16 protein-coding genes are annotated in these 20,460 nt (G+C 30.0%); 12 read left to right on the plus strand and 4 right to left on the minus strand.

Features of this window, described 5'->3' with window-relative positions:
- Nucleotides 1-50 precede the first annotated feature (50 nt).
- The 11 genes from FIA58_RS12820 (at nt 51) to FIA58_RS12870 (ending at nt 15,120) form a co-directional block, all read left to right on the plus strand.
- A complete protein-coding gene (locus tag FIA58_RS12820) occupies nt 51-281 on the plus strand; it encodes a hypothetical protein (RefSeq protein ID WP_140962884.1) in 231 nt (76 codons plus the stop codon).
- A 41-nt stretch (nt 282-322) separates the two neighbouring features.
- The gene (dgt, locus tag FIA58_RS12825) at nt 323-1,663 is read left to right on the plus strand and encodes a dGTP triphosphohydrolase (protein ID WP_140963033.1); all 1,341 of its coding nucleotides are present in this window, start codon (nt 323-325) and stop codon (nt 1,661-1,663) included.
- Nucleotides 1,664-1,681: 18 nt separating this feature from the next.
- Nucleotides 1,682-4,504, plus strand: coding sequence for a sensor histidine kinase (locus FIA58_RS12830; RefSeq protein ID WP_140962885.1), 2,823 nt, complete (start codon nt 1,682-1,684; stop codon nt 4,502-4,504).
- 99 nt (nt 4,505-4,603) lie between these two features.
- Nucleotides 4,604-6,055, plus strand: a complete 1,452-nt coding sequence (locus FIA58_RS12835; protein ID WP_140962886.1) for a T9SS type A sorting domain-containing protein — start codon at nt 4,604-4,606, stop codon at nt 6,053-6,055.
- Nucleotides 6,056-6,151: 96 nt separating this feature from the next.
- Nucleotides 6,152-7,675, plus strand: a complete 1,524-nt coding sequence (locus FIA58_RS12840; RefSeq protein ID WP_140962887.1) for a T9SS type A sorting domain-containing protein — start codon at nt 6,152-6,154, stop codon at nt 7,673-7,675.
- A gap of 88 nt (nt 7,676-7,763) precedes the next feature.
- Nucleotides 7,764-9,038, plus strand: a complete 1,275-nt coding sequence (locus FIA58_RS12845) for a T9SS type A sorting domain-containing protein (RefSeq protein WP_140962888.1) — start codon at nt 7,764-7,766, stop codon at nt 9,036-9,038.
- Between the two features lie 123 nt (nt 9,039-9,161).
- Nucleotides 9,162-10,421: a T9SS type A sorting domain-containing protein gene (locus FIA58_RS12850; protein WP_140962889.1), complete on the plus strand. Its 1,260-nt coding sequence runs from the start codon at nt 9,162-9,164 to the stop codon at nt 10,419-10,421.
- 97 nt (nt 10,422-10,518) lie between these two features.
- Nucleotides 10,519-12,024 (plus strand): T9SS type A sorting domain-containing protein, encoded by a 1,506-nt coding sequence (locus FIA58_RS12855; RefSeq protein ID WP_140962890.1) that lies wholly within the window; start codon nt 10,519-10,521, stop codon nt 12,022-12,024.
- Nucleotides 12,025-12,037: 13 nt separating this feature from the next.
- Nucleotides 12,038-13,063, plus strand: a complete 1,026-nt coding sequence (locus FIA58_RS12860) for a hypothetical protein (protein ID WP_140962891.1) — start codon at nt 12,038-12,040, stop codon at nt 13,061-13,063.
- Between the two features lie 112 nt (nt 13,064-13,175).
- Nucleotides 13,176-14,357 (plus strand): hypothetical protein, encoded by a 1,182-nt coding sequence (locus FIA58_RS12865; RefSeq protein ID WP_140962892.1) that lies wholly within the window; start codon nt 13,176-13,178, stop codon nt 14,355-14,357.
- 145 nt (nt 14,358-14,502) lie between these two features.
- Nucleotides 14,503-15,120 (plus strand): response regulator transcription factor, encoded by a 618-nt coding sequence (locus tag FIA58_RS12870; protein ID WP_140962893.1) that lies wholly within the window; start codon nt 14,503-14,505, stop codon nt 15,118-15,120.
- A gap of 3 nt (nt 15,121-15,123) precedes the next feature.
- Here the strand turns inward: FIA58_RS12870 and FIA58_RS12875 are convergent, their stop codons facing one another.
- The 3 genes from FIA58_RS12875 to FIA58_RS12885 all read right to left on the minus strand — a co-directional run bounded on the left by FIA58_RS12875 (nt 15,124) and on the right by FIA58_RS12885 (nt 16,933).
- Nucleotides 15,124-15,783 (minus strand): tRNA1(Val) (adenine(37)-N6)-methyltransferase, encoded by a 660-nt coding sequence (locus FIA58_RS12875; protein ID WP_140963034.1) that lies wholly within the window; start codon nt 15,781-15,783, stop codon nt 15,124-15,126.
- Nucleotides 15,784-15,847: 64 nt separating this feature from the next.
- Entirely contained in the window at nt 15,848-16,378 is a 531-nt protein-coding gene (gene rimM / locus FIA58_RS12880) for a ribosome maturation factor RimM (RefSeq protein ID WP_140963035.1), read from the minus strand.
- Nucleotides 16,379-16,393: 15 nt separating this feature from the next.
- Nucleotides 16,394-16,933: a 30S ribosomal protein S16 gene (locus FIA58_RS12885; protein ID WP_140962894.1), complete on the minus strand. Its 540-nt coding sequence runs from the start codon at nt 16,931-16,933 to the stop codon at nt 16,394-16,396.
- 170 nt (nt 16,934-17,103) lie between these two features.
- Between FIA58_RS12885 and FIA58_RS12890 the strand changes: the two genes are divergently transcribed.
- Nucleotides 17,104-17,790 carry a DUF6252 family protein gene (locus FIA58_RS12890; RefSeq protein WP_140962895.1) on the plus strand — a complete coding sequence of 229 codons (687 nt, stop codon included), beginning with the start codon at nt 17,104-17,106 and terminating at the stop codon, nt 17,788-17,790.
- A 54-nt stretch (nt 17,791-17,844) separates the two neighbouring features.
- Here the strand turns inward: FIA58_RS12890 and FIA58_RS12895 are convergent, their stop codons facing one another.
- Nucleotides 17,845-20,457 (minus strand): carboxypeptidase-like regulatory domain-containing protein, encoded by a 2,613-nt coding sequence (locus FIA58_RS12895; protein WP_140962896.1) that lies wholly within the window; start codon nt 20,455-20,457, stop codon nt 17,845-17,847.
- Nucleotides 20,458-20,460: the final 3 nt, after the last annotated feature.

Raw genomic sequence — 20,460 nt, forward strand, 5'->3', positions numbered from 1 at the left:
TTACAGAATTGCATTTCAATTCGTACCTTTGGCAAAAATAAAAATACATCATGTCTAAAGAGAAAAAAGGAGTTCATACAGGAAAAATCGAACAAGATGAAAAAGGAAATTTTTTTTGTGGAGAATATTTATTGGATTATAAATACACCATGTCAAAATTTAAAATTGGTGATGAAATCAATATTAAATCGGTGATTGAAAATCCTAGTGATATCAGTTATGATAAATATCCAAAAAAGTCAAGTAATTTCTTTTTGGCAAACGATAAACCCATTAAATAATTTTATCCGTATTTCTAATTTCAAACTTTTAACTTCAAATGATGCATTGGGAACAATTACTTTCTTTAAAAAGACAAGGGGATAAAGCAAAACGATTAAGAAAAGATCAAGACGACACACGTTTGGGCTTTGAGGTAGATTATGATCGTATTATTTTTTCGGCTGCTTTTAGAAGTTTGCAAGACAAAACACAAGTAATTCCATTGTCAAAAACAGATTTTGTTCACAATCGTTTGACGCATAGTTTAGAGGTTTCTGTAGTTGGGCGTTCGATCGGACGTTTGGTGGGAAAACAAGTCATTGAAAAGCATCCTTATTTAAAAGAATTAGGTTACCATATGAATGATTTTGGTGCGATTGTAGCTGCTGCAGCTTTAGCTCATGACATAGGAAATCCTCCTTTTGGTCATTCAGGTGAAAAAGCAATTGGTGAGTATTTTAAAACAGGAAATGGACTGCAATATAAAGACCATTTAACGGATAAAGAATGGCAAGATTTAATTGATTTTGAAGGAAATGCTAATGGTTTTTCGGTCTTAGCAACTTCTAGAGAAGGTATTGAAGGTTCTTTACGTATTTCTTATGCTACTTTAGGTGCTTTCATGAAATATCCAAAAGAGAGTTTGCCTAAAAAACCAACTGCAAAAATTTGTGATAAAAAATATGGTTTTTTTCAACAAGACAAAGTCTTTTTTACTGATGTAGCGCAAGAATTAGGCATGATTTCTAATAAAACGGGTAATGATATCGGTTTTGAACGTCATCCTTTAGCTTATTTGGTGGAAGCTGCTGATGATATTTGTTATACCATTATTGACTTTGAGGATGGTATTAATCTAGGGCTAATTCAGGAAGAATTCGCATTAGAGTACTTAATAAAATTAGTTAAAAATGGAATTGATACTAATAAGTACAATCAATTAACTACTAAAGAAGATCGAATCAGTTACTTGAGAGCTCTGGCAATAGGAAGTTTAATCAGTGATGCAGTTAAGGTTTTTATGGAAAATGAAGAAGCTATTCTAAAAGGAGGATTCCCTTATTCTTTAATGGATAAAAGTCAGTATTTAGCTCAAATGAACGATATCATTCAAATTAGTATTAAGAATGTATACCAATGTAAAGAAGTAGTTCAAAAAGAAGTAGTGGGTTACAAAATTATCAATACTTTATTAGATAAATTTTGTACAGCATATCACAATAAGATAGAAGGGAAAGCTTCTAACTATGATACTATTATTCTAAAATTATTACCAGAACGATTTTTACATCAAAAAGAAAAAGTATATGACCAATTATTGCATATTTGTCATTTTGTTTCTCTTTTAACAGATGGGAAGGCTTTAGAAATGTATAATATAATTCAAGGAAATAGGAATTAAAATTCAATTTTTATATAAGTGAGATTCTTTTTTGTAGTATTATTTTTCACAAGTTTTTTGGGTAATGCTCAATATAAAATCACGCATTACAATACAACAAATGGATTGCCTCATGATTTATGTTATGGAATTATTCAAGATTCAAAGGGGTATATTTGGATAGGAACAGATGACGGTTTAGCAAAATTTAATGGGAAAGACTTTAAAGTATTTCAAATAAATGAAGGGCTTTTTTCTAATTATGTGATTGATATTTGCGAAGTAAACGATTCAACTTTTGCGATTGCTACTTGGGGTGGAGGAATGCAAATACTTCAAAAAGATAAAATCATACCACATAAGAATCAGGTAAAATCTAAAATCAATAAAATTGGGAATTTATCTAAATACTTATTTGCAAAAGGAGTAGGTCATAAATATCATTTCTATTCTAAAGAAAAAGATGATTTTAAAGAGACAATAGTTAGTTATTATTTAGATAATACGCTTTTTCCAACAACTAGTGCTGTAGTAAATAGTACTGTAAAACCACAGTTTGAAGTCGTTGATAATGAGATTTATCTTTTTAATGATGTTTTGTTTTCAAACGAAACCATAAAAGGGGTTTATAAAGTGATTAGTCCAACTCAAATTGAATTAGTATTTCCTTTTTTGAAGAATGAATATGTTAATGATATTAAAAAGATTGCTGACAATTCCTTTCTTGCGGTTACTACTAATGAAGTTGTTTTTTTTTCAAAAGAGAAAATAATTAGTAGAAAAACACTTCCATTTAAAAATAGCACCATTAGAAAAACAAGTATAAAAAACAATATTATAGTGCTTGTTTTACAAGAAAATAATGGAAAAGCTGAAACAGTTGTTGTTTGGGATATTAAAAAGAACACTTTCTTTACTGTAACAGAAAAAGAGTTAGGTGGTAAGCAGATTAGTGATATTCTCATAGCTAAGGAGGATAGTGTTTGGATAAGTGTTTATGGATCAGGTGTTTTTAAGCTTTTTTTTGAGAATCGATTTCAAATTAAGAATAATTTACAAAACAATAATATCTATGATGTAGTAACTGTTAACTCAAAAATATTTTTTTTAACATCAAGTAAAATAATAGGTATTGATACCAATACAAATGAAAGAGACTCTTTGCTTTATGAAGAATCACTTTGGAAATTTGATGATTTGATTAAAGATACTATTCTTGTAAAAACAAAGGAGAGTATAAGAAACTCTGAAATAAGAAAAATATTTGGCACTAATGTCAAGATATCAAGTTTTGAACACTTAGTGTTTCAAGATTCTACTATACTTATTAAACATGGAGATAATAGTATTCTAGTTAAAAAAAGAGATAAGAGCTATAAGTTTCTTTTTGATGGAGTGATAAGGAGAGTGGTAAAAAAAGAAGATAAAATTTATTCATGTACCAATAAAGGTTTATTTATTTATGATTTAAATACATTGAGATTAAAAAAGGTAATAACTTCTCAAAAAGGTATTTTAAATGATGATATTAGAGATGTTGTCGTAGATGAGTCAAAGATATATATCGCTACAATTAACGGATTAAGTATTGTAGAAAAGGACGTGATAAAAAATTATAATGAAAACATAGGATTATTATCCTTAAATATAAACTGTCTCTTACTTGATGATCATGGAATATTATGGTTAGGAACACAAAAAGGTTTTTCTGTATTTAAAGATGAAGTTTTTTATAGTTTTTACAAAAACGCTAAGGGAAATTCATCTTACATTCAAAAAATAGTAGAAGACGAAAATCAGCAAATTTGGTTAGTGGGTAACAATGGAAGCATGAAAATAGATAATAAAAATGCTTTTTCTCCAGTTTCAAGCCCAATTCTAGATATTAATAGAACGGAAAATAAATTTTCTATTAATGTAATTTCCTATGATGATTTTGAAATTATTACGGAATGTAAAATAAATAATAGTGAATGGGAATCTTTAAAAACAGATTTAGTAGATTTCACTAAGTTTCAATATGGAGAATATAATGTAATTTTTAGAACAAGAAATACGAACAGTGACTGGAATTATTCACCAAAATACAACTTTATAAACCAAGCTCCATGGTATAAGCAATGGTGGAGTTATTCTTTAATTACTTTGATAGTTTCAAGTCTGATCACCTTATTTTTGTATTTCAGATTCAAACATGTAAAAGAGCGTAATGAACTATTGAGGCAAACCATTACATATAATGAAAATTTGCAAAAAGAATTAAGTGAAGTAAGGGAAAACGTTGCGCAAGATTTTCATGATGAGTTAGGAAATAAATTAGCTGGTATTACAGTGCTTTCAGGTATGATGATAGAAGATGAAGTATTTAAAGCTTCAAATTGGTACAAACAATTATCTAGAATTAATAAAGATGCACAAGATCTTTATTTTGGGATTAAAGATTTTATTTGGAGTATTGATAGTAAAAATGATGATCTAAATGAATTGGTTTTCTATCTGAAAGACTTTGGTGAAGAACTTTTCTCCTCGAGTAATATAGAATTTAATAGTACTGTTGCTATTGAAGCTCAACAAATAAAATTACCTTATTATTGGTCAAGACAATTGTTGTTATTGTTTAAAGAAGCCATGACTAATACATTAAAATATTCTGAAGCGACTAAATGTAGTTTAGAAGTAAAAGTAAACCGTAATAAATTAAAAATAACTTTTGTAGATAATGGAAAGGGATTTGATATAACCAGTCTAAAACGTAAAAATGGATTGATTAATATGGAAAAACGAGCTTTGAAAATACATGGGAAGTTAGAAATAGATACAAGCAAAGGAACAAGAATAAAATTTATAGGTCATATTTTATAATGTAATAAGTTTTATTTACGTATAGAAAAATCACCCATTTCGGGTGATTTTTTATTTTATAACTATGTCGAATTTTGCATAAAAATAATTTAAGATAAAATGAAGAAAACAGTACTTTTTTTAGTTTTAAACATTGGATTTGTAACTGCGAATGCACAAACCTTAATTGGAAATTTTATTAATGGTAGTTTTGGTCAAGAATTAAGTTTAGATATTGCGATAAATAGTAATGGTGATAGATTGATGTTTGGAATGCCAGATTATCCAAACAATAATAATGGAATAGTTTCAGAATATTCGTTATCAAGTAGTTGGTATGCTGTGAATGTATTAGACAACGAACCTATAGAAGCTTCTCGGTTTGGAACTAGTTTAAGTATTTCAAATAACGGCAATCGAATTGCAATTGGAGCTCCATTTCATTGGTATCATCAGCCCTATAATATTGGGAGAGTTTACGTGTATGATTATGATGCTTCAACTACTCCAAACTGGCAACAAGTGGGGAATGTTATTGAGGGTGTAAACGCTAAAGATCTTTTTGGAGAAAAAATTTCATTAAGTTCTGATGGAAATCGTTTGGCTGTCTCTGGATACTTAGCAGATATAAATGGAATAACGGACTCTGGATTAGTAAGGGTTTTTCAATTTAATTCTTCTAATTCTCAATGGGAACAAATGGGAAATGATTTTTACGACACTGAAAGCGCTAACGAATATGGCCGTTCTTGCGTTCTTAGTAAAGACGGTTCAACACTTGTTATAGGTAGTCCTGGTAAATCTTCTGGTTATGGCGAAACAAGTGTATATAGATGGAGTGAAAGTGGATCTATATGGGAACAAGTAGGTGCAACATTAATTGGCGATAATTCTGAAAGACTTGGGACTAGTCTAGTTGTTAATCAAGATGGGACATTATTAACCATTGGCTGTGTTAATGCTAGCGTAAGTAATGTAAATTATATTGGTAGAGTAAGAACTTTTAAGTTGATTTCTGGATCTTGGGTTGAATTTTCAACTTCTTTATTTGGAGAAAATCAAAGCAATTATTTTGGATATAATCTATCAATGTCCGATGATGGAACTGTATTAGCTGTTGCCGCAATTGGTTGGCAAAGTTTTCGAGGAAGAGTATATGTGTATTCTCTAGTAGGGAACGAATGGGTTCAAAAAACTTTCTTTGAAGGAACTTCTAATTCTCGTTTAGGAGATGCACTTTCATTAACTTCTGATGGTAATAGAATAGCATTAGGAAGTAAGCCAAATGGGAGTTATAGAGTAATGGCATATGATATTACTAACGTATTAAATGCAAATCAGTTTGTTACTGAGAATACAAAAATTTATCCAAACCCAACTAAAGAAAAGATAATTGTTTTCTTGAATAATTCATTAGAATTTATAAATTCTCGAATTTATAATGCAATGGGACAACTTGTTAAAGAATCCAAGTCAAAAGAAATTAATGTACAACATCTTTCAAAGGGATTGTATTTTGTAGAAGTTGAGACTAGTAAAGGTAAAGGTGTTCAGAAATTTATAAAAGAATAAAACACATAAGATTTAGTTAACTACTTAGAATACATAGAAATGTTTTTTTGTTTTATAACTATGTCGAATTTTGCATAAAAATAAATTTAAGATACAATGAAGAAAACACTACTCCTTTCAACCTTAGCTTTCACAAGCTACAATTATGCACAAAACGTAAACATTCCAGATGCTAACTTTAAAAACGCACTATTGGCACATGGAGAAACAATTACAAGTTATGGTGTTTCTAAAATTGATACCAATGACGACGGAGAAATACAAGTTACAGAAGCTATTTCTTACACAGGTAGAATAGCTGTTGAATCAAAAGATATTTCAGATTTATCAGGGATAGAAGCTTTTGTTAATATTACAAGTTTATCTTGTTTTAATAATCAATTATCGAGTTTAAATGTGACTCAAAACACTGCTTTGACCGATTTGTTTTGTAGTCAGAATCAATTAACGAGTTTAGACGTGACTCAAAATACATCTTTAAGTGTTTTCGATTGTTCTTACAACTCATTTACAAGTTTGGATTTGAGTCAAAATGCAGCTTTAACATATTTATATTGTTATTCTAATCCGTTGATGAATTTAAATGTGACTCAGAATATAGCTTTAAAAGATTTACGTTGTCAAAATAATCAATTAACAAGTTTAGATGTAACACATAATACCGCTTTAACACATTTATTTTGTCTTGATAATTCATTAACAAGTTTAGATGTTACTCAGAATACTGTTTTAGAATATTTAATTTGTTCTTCCAATCAGCTATCGAGTTTAGATGTTACTCAGAACACCATTTTAAAACGTTTTTATTGTAATTCGAATCAATTAATAAGTTTAGATGTTACTCAAAATAGTGCTTTAGAATATTTATATTGTTACTCTAATCAATTAACGAGTTTAGATGTAAGTCAAAATATAGTTTTAATCGAATTGTTATGTTATGAAAATCAACTGATAAATTTAGATGTAACTCAGAATGCTGCTCTAATATTTTTACATTGTACATTCAATCAATTATCGAGTTTAGATGTGACTCAGAATACTGCTTTGACAGCTTTATATTGTTCTACTAATCAATTAACGAGTTTGGATGTGACTCAGAATGTAGTTTTGTTAAGTTTACATTGTGGATCTAATCAATTAACGAGTTTAGATGTTTCTCAAAATATAGTTTTGCAGCAATTAGTTTGTGAAGGCAATCAATTAACTAGCTTAAATATTGCGAACGGTTATAATAATAATATAGGTTATTTTGGTGCTATTGGTAATCCTAATTTAACGTGTATTCAAATTGACAATGGTTTTACACCACCAAGCAACTGGCAAAAAGATGCTATAGCATCTTATAGTACCAATTGTGCTTTAGGTGCGAATGATTTTGAACTTTCCAATCAAGTTGTAATTTACCCTAATCCAGTAAATGATGTATTAACTATTCAAAATCAAGACGAAATTTCTTTTAAAAACTACTCCGTTTTAAATATTAACGGAAGAGTTTTAGTTAGCCAATCAAAAGCGATTCAAAATAATCAAATCAATCTTACGAGCTTAACTTCTGGAGTCTATTTCCTTCAATTAGAAACAGATAAAGGATTGATAACCAAAAAAATTATAAAAGAATAATTCTTGTTTTTTTTAAAAATCACCTTTTTCGGGTGAGAACTTGTGTTGTGAAATTAAAGAATTTTGCCCAAACTTAAATTACAAAAAAATGAAAAAAACATTACTTATTCTTACTTTATTTTTAGCATTTGAAAACCATGCACAAACAGTAACTACAATTGCAGGAAATGGATTGGCAGGTTTAGTAGATGGACCAGCAAATGATGCACAGTTTAATCAACCCATTAATCTTGTTGTTGATAGTAATGATAATATTTTTGTTTTAGATATAGGAAATCATTGTGTGCGAAAAATATCACCTAGTGGTGTAGTGTCTACTTTTGCGGGTTCTGTCCAAGGTTTTGAAGATGGAGCAGGTGTAAATGCAAAATTTAATTCACCATTTGGAATTGCTATTGATGCCAATGATAATCTTTATATAGCAGATTCTTTTAATCATAAAATTAGAAAAATTGATCCTTCAGGGAATGTGATTACGCTTGCTGGATCTAGTTCTGGTCATTTGGATGGGATAGGCATAAATGCAAAATTTAATTATCCACGAGGTTTAGCTTTTGATTCTAACGGGAATATTTTTGTAACCGATGCTTGGAATAGAAGAATTAGAAAAATAACACCTAATGGGGAAGTAACTACTTTTGCAGGATCAGCTCAAGGAAATCAAGATGGAACGGGTACAATGGCTCAGTTTTATGAGCCCGCAGGAATTGTAATTGATAGTAATAATAATTTATTTGTATCAGATCATGAATCTCATCGTATTCGTAAAATTAGTCCTTCAGCAGAGGTAACTACTTTTGCAGGTACATTATTAGGTTATAATAATGGTACAGGTACATCTGCTTCGTTTAATTATCCACATGGTTTAGCCATTGATAATAACAACATAATTTATGTAGCCGATATGAATAATGATGCAATAAGAAAAGTTACAACAAATGCATATGTAGATAGTTTTGCAGGTTTAGTTCAAGGTTATCTTGATGGTGTTGGTACTGCAGCTAGATTTCAAAATCCATATGGCATAGCAACAGATACAAATGGTAATATTTACGTAGCTGATACTAACAATCACCGTATAAGGAAAATAACTGTTAACAATCTAGCGGTTTCGGGTTTCCATTTAAACGAAGAAGTTATATTGTATCCCAACCCAGTAAAAGATGTATTAAGCATCCAAACTGAAAATGGTATTTCTTTTAAAAACTACTCCGTTTTAGATATAAACGGAAGAGTTTTAGTTAGCCAATCAAAAGAAATTCAAAATAATCAAATCAATCTTACGGGTTTAACTTCTGGAGTCTATTTCCTTCAATTAGAAACGGATAAAGGATTTATAACCAAAAAAATTATAAAAGAATAATTCTTAATTTTTTTCAAAAGCCGATTTTAAATTGGCTTTTTATATAAAAATTAACCCCTTTTGGGTGAAAACTAATGCTGAGAAATTATAGAATTTTGCCGAAATGTAAATTGCAAAAAAAAAATGAAAAAAACTTTACTTTTTATAGTCTTAATTTTAGCAAATTTAAACTTTGCTCAAAATGTAAATATCCCAGATTCGAATTTTAAAAACGCACTATTAGCACATGGTGTAACAATTACAGGATCTGGTATTTCAAAAATAGACACGAACAATGATGGAGAAATACAAATTACAGAAGCAACAGCATATACGGGGCTTGTAAATGTTGGTTCTAAAAACATTTCCAGTTTAACGGGTATTGAAGCTTTTGGGAATATTGCAAAATTATATTGTAATTCTAATTCATTAACGAGTATAAATGTAACTCAAAATACGGCTCTAATATATTTATATTGTAATAACAATCAATTAACAAGTTTGGATGTTTCTCAAAATGTAGCTTTAACGGAGTTAAGATGTGATTTCAATCAATTACTAAGTTTAGATATAACTCAGAATACAGCTTTAATACAACTAATTTGTTCTTCTAATCATTTGACAAGTTTAGATGTAACACAAAACACTACATTAGAGTTTTTGATATGTGATTACAATTCATTAACAAGTTTGGATGTTACTCAGAATACAGTTTTAGAATATATATATTGTCATAATAATCAATTAACAAGTTTAGATTTATCCCAAAATATAGCTTTATTAGAGTTGGATTGCTATTTCAATCAATTAACAAATCTGGATGTAACTCAAAATACGTCTTTAATATATTTATATTGTAATAACAATCAATTAACGAGTTTAGATGTTGCTCAGAATACAGTTTTAAAAGAATTGATTTGTTCATACAATCAATTAACGAGTTTGGATGTGGCTCAAAATACGGCTTTAGAATATTTAGCAAATTCTTCTAATCAATTAACGTATTTGAATATTGCGAATGGTAATAATGTTAGTTTGACTTATTTTTATACTCAGAACAATTCTAATTTAACTTGTATTCAAATTGACAATGGCTTTACGCCACCAAGTAATTGGAATAAAGATACAACAGCATCCTACAGTACTAATTGTGCTTTAAGTACAAATGATTTTGAATTTTCTAAACAAGTTACCATTTACCCAAATCCAGCAAATGCCCATTTTCAAGTAGATTTAGAAAATAGTTTAGAGTTAAAAACAATAACAGTTTATAATAACTTAGGGCAACAGGTACTAACAACCAACTTGGCTAAAGTAAATACAAGCTCTTTATCAAAAGGAATGTACTATGTCGAGATTGTTACCAATGCAGGAAAAGCAAATAAAAAAATAATCATAGAGTAATCAAAAGATTACTTTTAAAATAAAAAATCACCCATTTCGGGTGATTTTTTATTTTAAAAGTATGTCGAATTTTGCATAAAAATAAATGTAAGATACAATGAAGAAAACACTACTCCTTTTAACCTTAGCTTTCACAAGCTACAATTATGCTCAAAATGTAAACATTCCAGACGTTAATTTTAAAAACGCACTATTAGCACATGGTGTAACAATAACAGGATCCTATATTTCAAAAATTGATACTAATGACGACGGAGAAATACAAGTTGCAGAGGCAGCAGCTTACACTGGGACTATAGATGTTGGTGCTAAAAATGTTTCCAGCTTAACGGGTATTGAGGCATTTGTGAATATTATAAGGTTGTATTGTTATTCCAATCAATTAACGAGTTTAGATTTAAGTCAAAATGTGGCTTTACTGCATTTATATTGTTATAATAATCAATTAACAAGTTTGGATGTGACTCAAAATGTAGCTTTACTCGATTTACGCTGTCATTCGAATCAATTAACAAGTTTAGATGTGACTCAAAACACTGATTTAACAAATTTATATAGTCTTAATAATTTATTAACAAGTTTAGATGTGACTCAGAACACCTCCTTAATACGTTTTTATTGTAATTCGAATCAATTAACAAGTTTAGATGTAACTCAAAATACGGGGCTAACGTATTTAAATTGTAATTCTAATTCATTAACGAGTTTAGATGTTACTCAGAATGCATCTTTAACTGAATTAATCTGTCACTCCAATCAGTTAACAAATTTAGATGTCACTCAAAATGTAACATTGTCTGTGCTTTCCTGTGGGAGTAATCAACTAACCAGTCTAGATGTAAGTCAAAATACGCAATTAACTGAGCTTGCCTGTTATTCTAATCAATTAACTAGCTTAAATGTAACTCAGAATATAGTATTAGAATATCTTAACTGTGATAGGAACCAATTAACAAGTTTAGATGTAAGTCAAAATACAGAATTAAATTCGGTTAACTGTGAAAAGAATCAATTAACAAGTTTAGATCTAAATACAGCCCTGACAATTTTATATTGTAACAATAATCAATTAACGAGTTTAGATATAACCCAATGCACAGGATTAATAAGACTTTATTTCCATTTTAATCAATTAACAAGTTTAGATATAAGTCAGAATGCTGCATTAACTACGCTTTGGTGTTATAATAATCAGTTAACTTATTTAAATGTAGCGAATGGAAGTAATAGTGATTTTATCAGTTTTGAAGCTACTAACAATCCTAATTTAACGTGTATTCAAATTGACAATGGTTTTACACCAACAAGTAGCTGGTTTAAAGACACAACAGCATCGTATAGCACCAATTGTGCATTAAATACCAATGATTTTGAACTTTCAAAACAAGTTACAATTTATCCAAATCCAGCAAATGCCCATTTTCAAGTAGATTTAAAAAATAGTTTAGAATTAAAAGCAATAACGGTATATAATAACTTAGGACAACAAGTTGCGACTACCAATTCATCTAAAGTAAATACAAGCTCTTTATCAAAAGGTATGTACTATGTAGAAATTGTTACCAATTCTGGAAAAGCAAATAAAAAAATAATAGTAGAATAAAAAAACATAAAAAATGAAAAAAATATTTTTAGTAGCAGTAAGTATAGTACTGTTTTCTTGTAGTAAAGACCATAGCGCAACAGAAACAAATACAGAGAAATCGGTATATGCAGTTGGGCAAGAGTATAACGGAACAAATAGTGTAGCCAAACTTTGGAAAAACGGAGTAGCAACAAATCTAACAGATGGAAGTCAAGATGCAATGGCTAGATCTGTTTATGTTTCAGGGAATGATGTTTATGTAGCAGGTTATGAAGAGAACGGAACAAATGATGTCGCCAAACTTTGGAAAAATGGTGTGGCAACTGCGCTTACAGATGGGAATCATCGTGCCTATGCAACCGCTGTTTATGTTTCAGGAAATGATGTGTATGTGACAGGTTATGAATATAATAGTAATAACATGGGAGTAGTTAAACTTTGGAAAAATGGAGTCGTTACAGACCTTACAGATGGAACAGCAGATGCATATGCGTACTCTGTTTGTGTATCAGGTAATAATGTTTTTGTGTCTGGTAGAGAGTCTAATGGAACAAAAAATATAGCTAAAATATGGAAAAATGGTGTTGCAACGTCATTAACAGATGGAAGCGAGCATGCTGAAGCTAAATCGGTTTTCATATCTGGAAATGATGTGTATGCTTCTGGTCAAGTATCTAATGGAGGTCCATATGTTGCTAAGTTTTGGAAAAATGGAGAAGTAACTGCATTTACAGATGGAAGCTATCAAGCAGCAGCAGAGTCTATTTGTGTTTCAGAAAACGATGTGTATGTTGCAGGTTATGAATATAACGGGACTAAAAGTGTTGCAAAAGTTTGGAAGAATGGTGTTGCAACAGATCTTACAGATGGGAGCCAGTATGCCTATGCTAATTCTGTTTGTGTTTCGGAGAACGATGTATATGTTGTTGGTACAGAATACAATGGAGTTGGAGGAGAAGATGGTTTTTCTGTAGCTAAACTTTGGAAAAATGGAGTAGCAACAAATCTTACAAATGGAACAACAGATGCGTATGTAAGTGCGGTTTTTGTAAAATAAATACAATATAAACACAAAAAAATGCCTAATCTGTGGTGGTTTTATGTGTTTTCTCCAAAAGATAATTTTAATAGAAATGGTATTTAGAGGTGTGATTTTAAAAGTAATTAAAGTGAAAATAATTTACATTCTTTGTTTTCTATCTCTTAGTAATGTACTCATTGCCCAAGTAGCTAAAGAAAAGTATCAATTCTCTAAAGATATTAATGCTGCAATTGAAAAGGATACATTGGCTTGGAAATACCAACTTGGAGCTGTAGAATATGCTACAAGTGGTTATTATCGTGAGGCATTAACCACTTGGGATAAGAATGGAGGAGGTTTTAAAAAACTTTCTGCGAAAGATAGTTTGTACTTTAAGAATTTTAAGCCCAAAAGCGCAAAAGAATATATTATAGAACGTTCAAAAGCAGAACAAATAATTATAATAAATGAAGCGCACCATAATGCAAGACATAGAGTGTTTACCACTTCATTATTAAGAGGACTATATGAAAATGGATACCGATTTTTGGGACTCGAAGCTTTGTCGGATACCTTAATTAATGATAGGAAATTTCCAACTATAAAAAGTGGTTACTATGTTAAAGAACCACAAATGGCAAATCTAATTAGAGTGGCTTTAGAAATGGGGTTTACTTTGTTTGAATATGAAGCTACTGATGGAAAAAATGGTAAAGAAAGAGAAATAGAACAAGCGGAGAATATTAAAAAAATCATAGACGAAAATCCAAATTCTAAGTTTTTAATTCATTGTGGATACGATCATGTGATAGAAGGAACACCTAAAATAAAGCGTTGGGAGAAAGCGATGGCAGGAAGGTTAAAAAAAATAACAAATAGAAATCCATTTACCATAGATCAAGTAACCTACTCTGAGAAGAGTGATTTAAAATTTACTAACCCGATAATTGAATTGGTTAACAAAGCTACTTCAGTAGTATTGATTGATGAAAAAGGCAGTCTTTTTAATGGATTAGCTGACAATGATAAAGTAGATTGTCAAATCATACATCCAATCACTAAATATATTAGCTATAGACCTAATTGGCTATTGTTAGACAAAGAGAGAAAAAAGTATACTATTCCTAAATCAAAAATAAATCAATATCCAGCTCTAGTTTTAGCTTTTAAGTATAACGAATATGAGCATCAAGGTATTCCTGTTGATGTTGTTGAAATTTTAAATAAAGAAGAAATTCCCAAGCTTATGTTGCCTGCTGGGAAGTATCAAATACTAATAAAAAATAAAATGTATGAAATCGTAAGCATATATACTTTAACCATTAAATGATAGGATTAGTTAAGGTAAAATGGATTGAAAAAATGTTTTTATAGTTATTCTTGTGTATTAAAGAGTAAAAAAGGTACTTTTATTATTTTATAAAAATGGTATATCCAAAATGTAAAAGAAAAAAAAGTTTTTTTAAATATGAAGTATGAAAAAAATTGTTCTAATTGAAGATTATGAATTAGTAAGAAATACCTACAAAGAGATAATAGACTCTGATGAGAGTTTTGAAGTTATAGGTGATTTTGAAAGTTGTGAATTAGCCATCCCTGAATTAAAAGAACTACAGCCTGATGTCATTTTTATGGATATTAATTTACCAGGAATAAATGGTATAGAAGGAATTAAAATCATTAAAAAACAGTTTCCTAAAATTGCAATTATAGTAGTAACAGTAAATGAAGAGTCTAATTATGTTTTTGAGGCATTATGTGCAGGTGCAGTTGGTTATATCACTAAAATAAGTGGAAAACAAAAAATAATTGAAGCACTTGAACAGTTAGATCAAGGTGGAGCGCCTATGAGTATTAAAATTGCACGAATGGTTGTAGAGTCATTTCAAGAAAAGAAATTAAACGAACTTTCAGATCGTGAAAATGAAGTATTAATCCTTTTGGCAAAAGGCAAAAGTTATGCGTCAATAGGGGATGAGTTAAATGTGAGTGTTAATACCATTAAAACACACGTAAGAAATATTTACGAAAAACTACATGTAACGAGTAAGGGTGAGGTTATTGAAATTTATAATAGAACTACTAAGAAATAATAATTACATTTTTAAATAGAAATCTCTCGTTAATGTGATGTATTCGTGAGTATATTGATGACGTTCCATTTCAATAACAAGTTCATCTATTAAAGGAGTTTGTTGGATTCTTGTAAAGGCCAATAAACTTCTTTTGATTTCAGTAGTAGGTGTTCCTTTTACACGAGTAATTTTTAAAGGATATAATTCAAAATCTTTAGCAAGAGCCAAAAAACGAGTTTCTTCTTTAAAAGGAATAATTACAGAAAATAGACCGTTTTCCGAAAGTAATAAATCAGCAGCTTCTACTAAATCTTCAAAAGGTAAAGCATCTTCAAATCTTGCCAAATCTCTTGATGTGTTTTTGGTTTTGTAATCTTCCGTATAAAAAGGAGGATTTGAGATAATCAAATCGTATTCGTCTTCGGGCTCGTCCATGAATTCATCTAAACCAGCGTGAAAACAATACAAACGATCATTCCATGGAGAAGCTTCAAAATTGTCAGTAGCTTGTTCGAATGCGTTATCGTCAATTTCAATAGCGTCAATTTGTTCTGCGGTACTTCGTTGGGCTAGCATTAAAGCCAAAACACCAGTTCCAGTTCCAATATCAAGAATGTTGTAAGGATTGTTTATTAGAGGCGTCCAAGCTCCTAAAAGAACAGCATCTGTGCCAATTTTCATAGCACAACAATCTTGATTGATAGTGAATTGTTTGAAGTTAAAGACTGACAAAAGTTAAGTTTTTTTATTGGTCCAAGTATAAGTCTACTAATCCAACAGGAGTATCGAGGATTACTTTTTTATTAGCTCTATCAATTTTTACAATAAATGCGTCAATCATCGGAACTAAAATTTCAACTTCATCTTTTAAAATTTCAAAAAGAGGTTGTGCATTACTATCATTCACTCTTATCATTTTTCCAATGTTGCCAAGACGAAGATCTTCTACATCAAAATCAATAATTTCATGATAGTAAAACTTGTTTCCTTCAAGTTTTGGTAACATCGAAAGAGGAAGATAAACTTCACAATTCATAATTGCGTCAGCATCAGCTTCTGTGTCTACATCTTCAAAACGAACACGTAAAAATTTATCTTTATGAAGTGCACTTTTTTCAATAAAAAAAGGAACCAGTGTTTTGTTTAATTCAACAAAAACTGATTCCAAATTTTGATACATTTCAGGTTCATCAGTGTCTAAAAAGACTAAGACTTCACCTTTAAAACTAAATTTTCTCGCAATTTTGCCTAAATAGAAACACTCTTTTTTATGCATCATTACGTTTGAAAATTAAGCTTCTGTTTCTTCGTTGTTTTCTTCAACTGCTGGAGCTTCAGTTTCTTCTGTAGCTTCTTCAGTTGCAGCTTCCTCAGCTTTTAAAGCTTCAGCCTGAGCAGCAATACGTTTTTCGTTTGCTTCTTTTTCAGCTTTTAAAGCTTTGGCTCTAGCGTCAGCTTGAGCTTTTGTTAAACCGTCTTTTTTAGCATCAACTTTTCCTGCTTTTTCATCTAACCATGCCGCTAACTTTTCTTCTGCTTGTTCAGCAGTTAAAGCACCTTTACGAACTCCTCCATCTAAGTGGTGTTTTAATAAAGCACCTTTGTAAGATAAAATTGCTCTTGCAGTGTCAGTTGGTTGAGCACCATTGTGTAACCATTGAACAGCGCTATCCAAATTTAAATCGATAGTTGCTGGGTTAGTGTTTGGATTGTAAGTTCCAATTTTGTCTAAGAATTTACCATCTCTTTTTGAACGTGCATCTGCTGCTACGATCCAGTAAAAAGGTTTCCCTTTTTTACCATGTCTTTGTAATCTAATTTTTACAGGCATAATCGTTTGATTAATTTTGAGGTTCCCGACCTCAGTTATTTAAGGGTGCAAATGTACAAAACTTTGTTTTACAATAGTATATGTTTTTTAAAAATATTTTTATGTTTTTTATCTTATGTTTAAATTAAAAAAATTATTTTTGTCTAATTATGTATTAAAGAAGATATTAAATGAAAAAAATAATTGCTTTATTAGGGTGTGTTTTATTGTTGACTTCTTGTGTAAATGAAACTCAAGTAAACAATCCTGCTTTTCAAGCAAAATTAAATGATGTTAATTGGAAATCTCAAGAGACTACTTTGTCAATTGGAGCCAATGGCGGTTTGATTATTACAGCTTTAAGAGGAAATGAAAAATTAGTCCTTACAACTAGTTCTGCTAATCGTGGAACTTATATTTTAGGTACAACCAACCAAGCTAACTTTGCAACTTACACTTTGAAATCTGGAAATGTTTCTGATGTTTTTGATACAGGTGCTTATCCAGGGCCTGCATTTTTAACTAGAAAGTTAACCTCAGGGAATGCGTATGTAAATAATAGCTCAGCACTAACTAGTGGTGGTTCAGGAAGTGGTTTGGTGTTTAAAATTACTGTAAATAATATAGGAGCTATTGCAACTGATACTATTAAAGCTAGAGGAGCTAATTATTTGGCAGGAGATGTTGTTACAGTTGATGGAGGAAATAACAATGCAACTTTTAGGGTAATGAATACCCAGCAAAGTAATGGGGAATTAGTTATTGAAGAGGTTGAAAATGGTACTTACACAGGGTCATTCAAACTAAATGTGGTTAATGAAGACGGACAAGTGGTTACTTTTTCTCAAGGTGTTTTTTATAGAATTCCTATTAGCTAAGCAGGAAAGAGTTCAAAAATATAGCAAAAACCATCTCAGCTGAGATGGTTTTTTTTAGAATCTATATCGTACTGTAAGTAAAGCATATCTTTCAATTAAAGGAATACTTCTAGTTGTTTTTGTATAATCGTTTAAAGAGGAGATTTTAAATTCATTTTCGTTAAATAAATTATTCAATACCATTCGATAAGAAAACTTACTCTTTTTTGGAGTATAATTCAATTCTGCATTTAAAAAAGTATAGTTTTGGTCTAGCCAATAAAAATCACTTTTTAACTCCATAATAAAGGTTTCATTCAGTTTATAATTAACTGCACAATTCGCTTTAGTAACTACATTACTACTTTTGGAATCATTATAAGTAGTATAACTACGATTTTGGGTAATAGTAAAATCAAAATTATACGGTTTTTCTAAATAGGTAGTTCCAGATACTATATAGGTGCTAAATAAAGTGTTAATGTCTACAAAATCATTGGCATTAACTTTAATAGGAGCAGAAACCCAAGTTTGTTGGGTTTCGAGTTTGGTTGCCATTTGTATTTTTCGAATAAAATTCATGAGTTTGAAGTTGAATCGATAACTATCTCCACCAGCCACAAAAGCCGTATTGTTAAAGATAAAATTATTTGTAATCGTAGTTTCTGAAGCATTAATTTTTCCTGATTTCGTATAAGATAAGCTAGTTGACGTAGAATAGCGGATAGAACTTCCAGAATAATAATGTGACAATGTGATACTCTGACTATTTAAAACAGGTAATTCTTCGTTTAGTATTCCTTTGGAAAAACTGCGGTAACTTACTAATTGATAGTTGTTAATTAAGGCAGAGGTTTGAGGCAGAGTTTGGTTAAAACTATGATATAAGTTGAAACTACCTGTTTTCTTACTGTCGTAATTTAAGCCGTTATGAGAATTAAGAAGTGTGTATAATTTAGAAAAATTGTCACTTTTAAAAGCATTGAAGTCTAAGGTGATTTGCGAATCTAATTTAAAATCATCTGTAAATTCATATTTAAAACCGTTATCAAGGCTGATGCTATTTTGTTTAAAATGTAAGTTATTTTTGTATTCAGTATTTTGTGTGTTGTTTACTAAAAAGTCTGTATTGTTTTTTTCTATACTGCTTTCTATTTTGGCTCCAATAACATGTTCTATTTTCTTGTATTTTGAAATGAGTTTGCTTTTGATTCCGTTATAAGTAATGGTATTAGTGATTTTTTCTTTGATGAGAGCTTGACTATCAATATTAAAAAATTCATTTAAATAAGGAGAAACGATTTTGTTTTTTTCTGACAACTGATCCGTTCCAAAGTAAAGATAATTGACCAATACTTTGTTACCTTTGATTTTATAGGTATGATATAAGTGATTGTAAAAACTATAATTGTTGTTTTTGGAAGCTACATCTACGAAATCGCTATTGAAAAGAATATTGTCATTTATTCTCCTTGGGTTATTTTTGAATATAATATTCGCAGTAAAATAATTCTTGGTATTTAAGCTGTATTTTAATTCAATTTCACTACCTATTTTTTTGTTTTGTAATGCATAATTTTTTTGTTCAGAGTTAAAAATAGGAGAAGGTTCAACTAAGTATGCTGTAGTGGATAAACTGTTTTGAATTTGTTCATCTAAAGCAAAATAACTCACACTACGTAACGAGAAATTCGATTTTAGTTTTGTGTTAAAGGCCAGCGTATTGAAAAAAGCATCATTAAAAATACTTTGGGTGTTACTAAAGGTGGTGTTTTCTCCGCTATTGGAATAAAATACACTCCTTGCTTCTTTTTCATATCGGTCTTGTCTGTAAATATCATAGGAAGGAAAGCTTTTAGAAATCTGACTGCTGGCTTTAATTCCTGAATTGTTATAATCAGCTAAATTTAAAAGTTTGATTTTTTTTCGAATGAGTCCAATATTTAAGCTTTCTTTCCAGCGATTCTCTGAAACAACTCCTGCGCCTAAAGTAAGATTTCCAAACCAAATGTTTAATAGATTTTTTTTTAATTTCAAATTCACAGCAACTGACTTAGAATCACCTAATTGTTTTAAAATAGGATTGTCTTCAAAGTTCTTCAAAATTTGAACCGCATCGAGTACTTTGCCATCTAAATTTTTAGACAACAATTTATAATCTTTATCAAATAAATCATCACCTTCCAGTAAAAGTTTTTCAATTCGCTTCCCATTAGCTTTAATAGTTCCATCTTCTTCTATCTCTATTCCTGGAATTCGTTTTAAAACATCTTCTACGGTTTGCTCCGTGTCGTTAGTAAAATATTTGGTTTTTATGGTAATGGTATCGCTGTCAATTTTTATTTTTTGATCGGTTTTTAGTACCACTTCATTCAATACTTCTGCTTTTTCTTCTAATTCAAAAGATTGTTTTATAAGAGTTTTATCGGACAAAATAATAGTAATTTCCTTTTTTTTGTAGCCCAAACTAGAAACACTTATTGTGATTTTTTCATTAACTTTTGAATTAATAGGGATGCTGTAAATACCTAAATTATTGGAATAAGTATATCCTAACATGTTTTCGCTGTCATCTAAAACAACAACAGAAGCATTATCTATACTTCTGTTGTTGCTTGTTATTGTTCCAGTAATGGTGTGTTGTTGAGAAAAGCAAAAGGTAGTTAAAAAGAATAAAAAATATTTCATTTG

Origin of the sequence: Flavobacterium jejuense (assembly GCF_006491595.2) — a bacterium.
Taxonomy (GTDB): Bacteria; Bacteroidota; Bacteroidia; order Flavobacteriales; family Flavobacteriaceae; genus Flavobacterium; species Flavobacterium jejuense.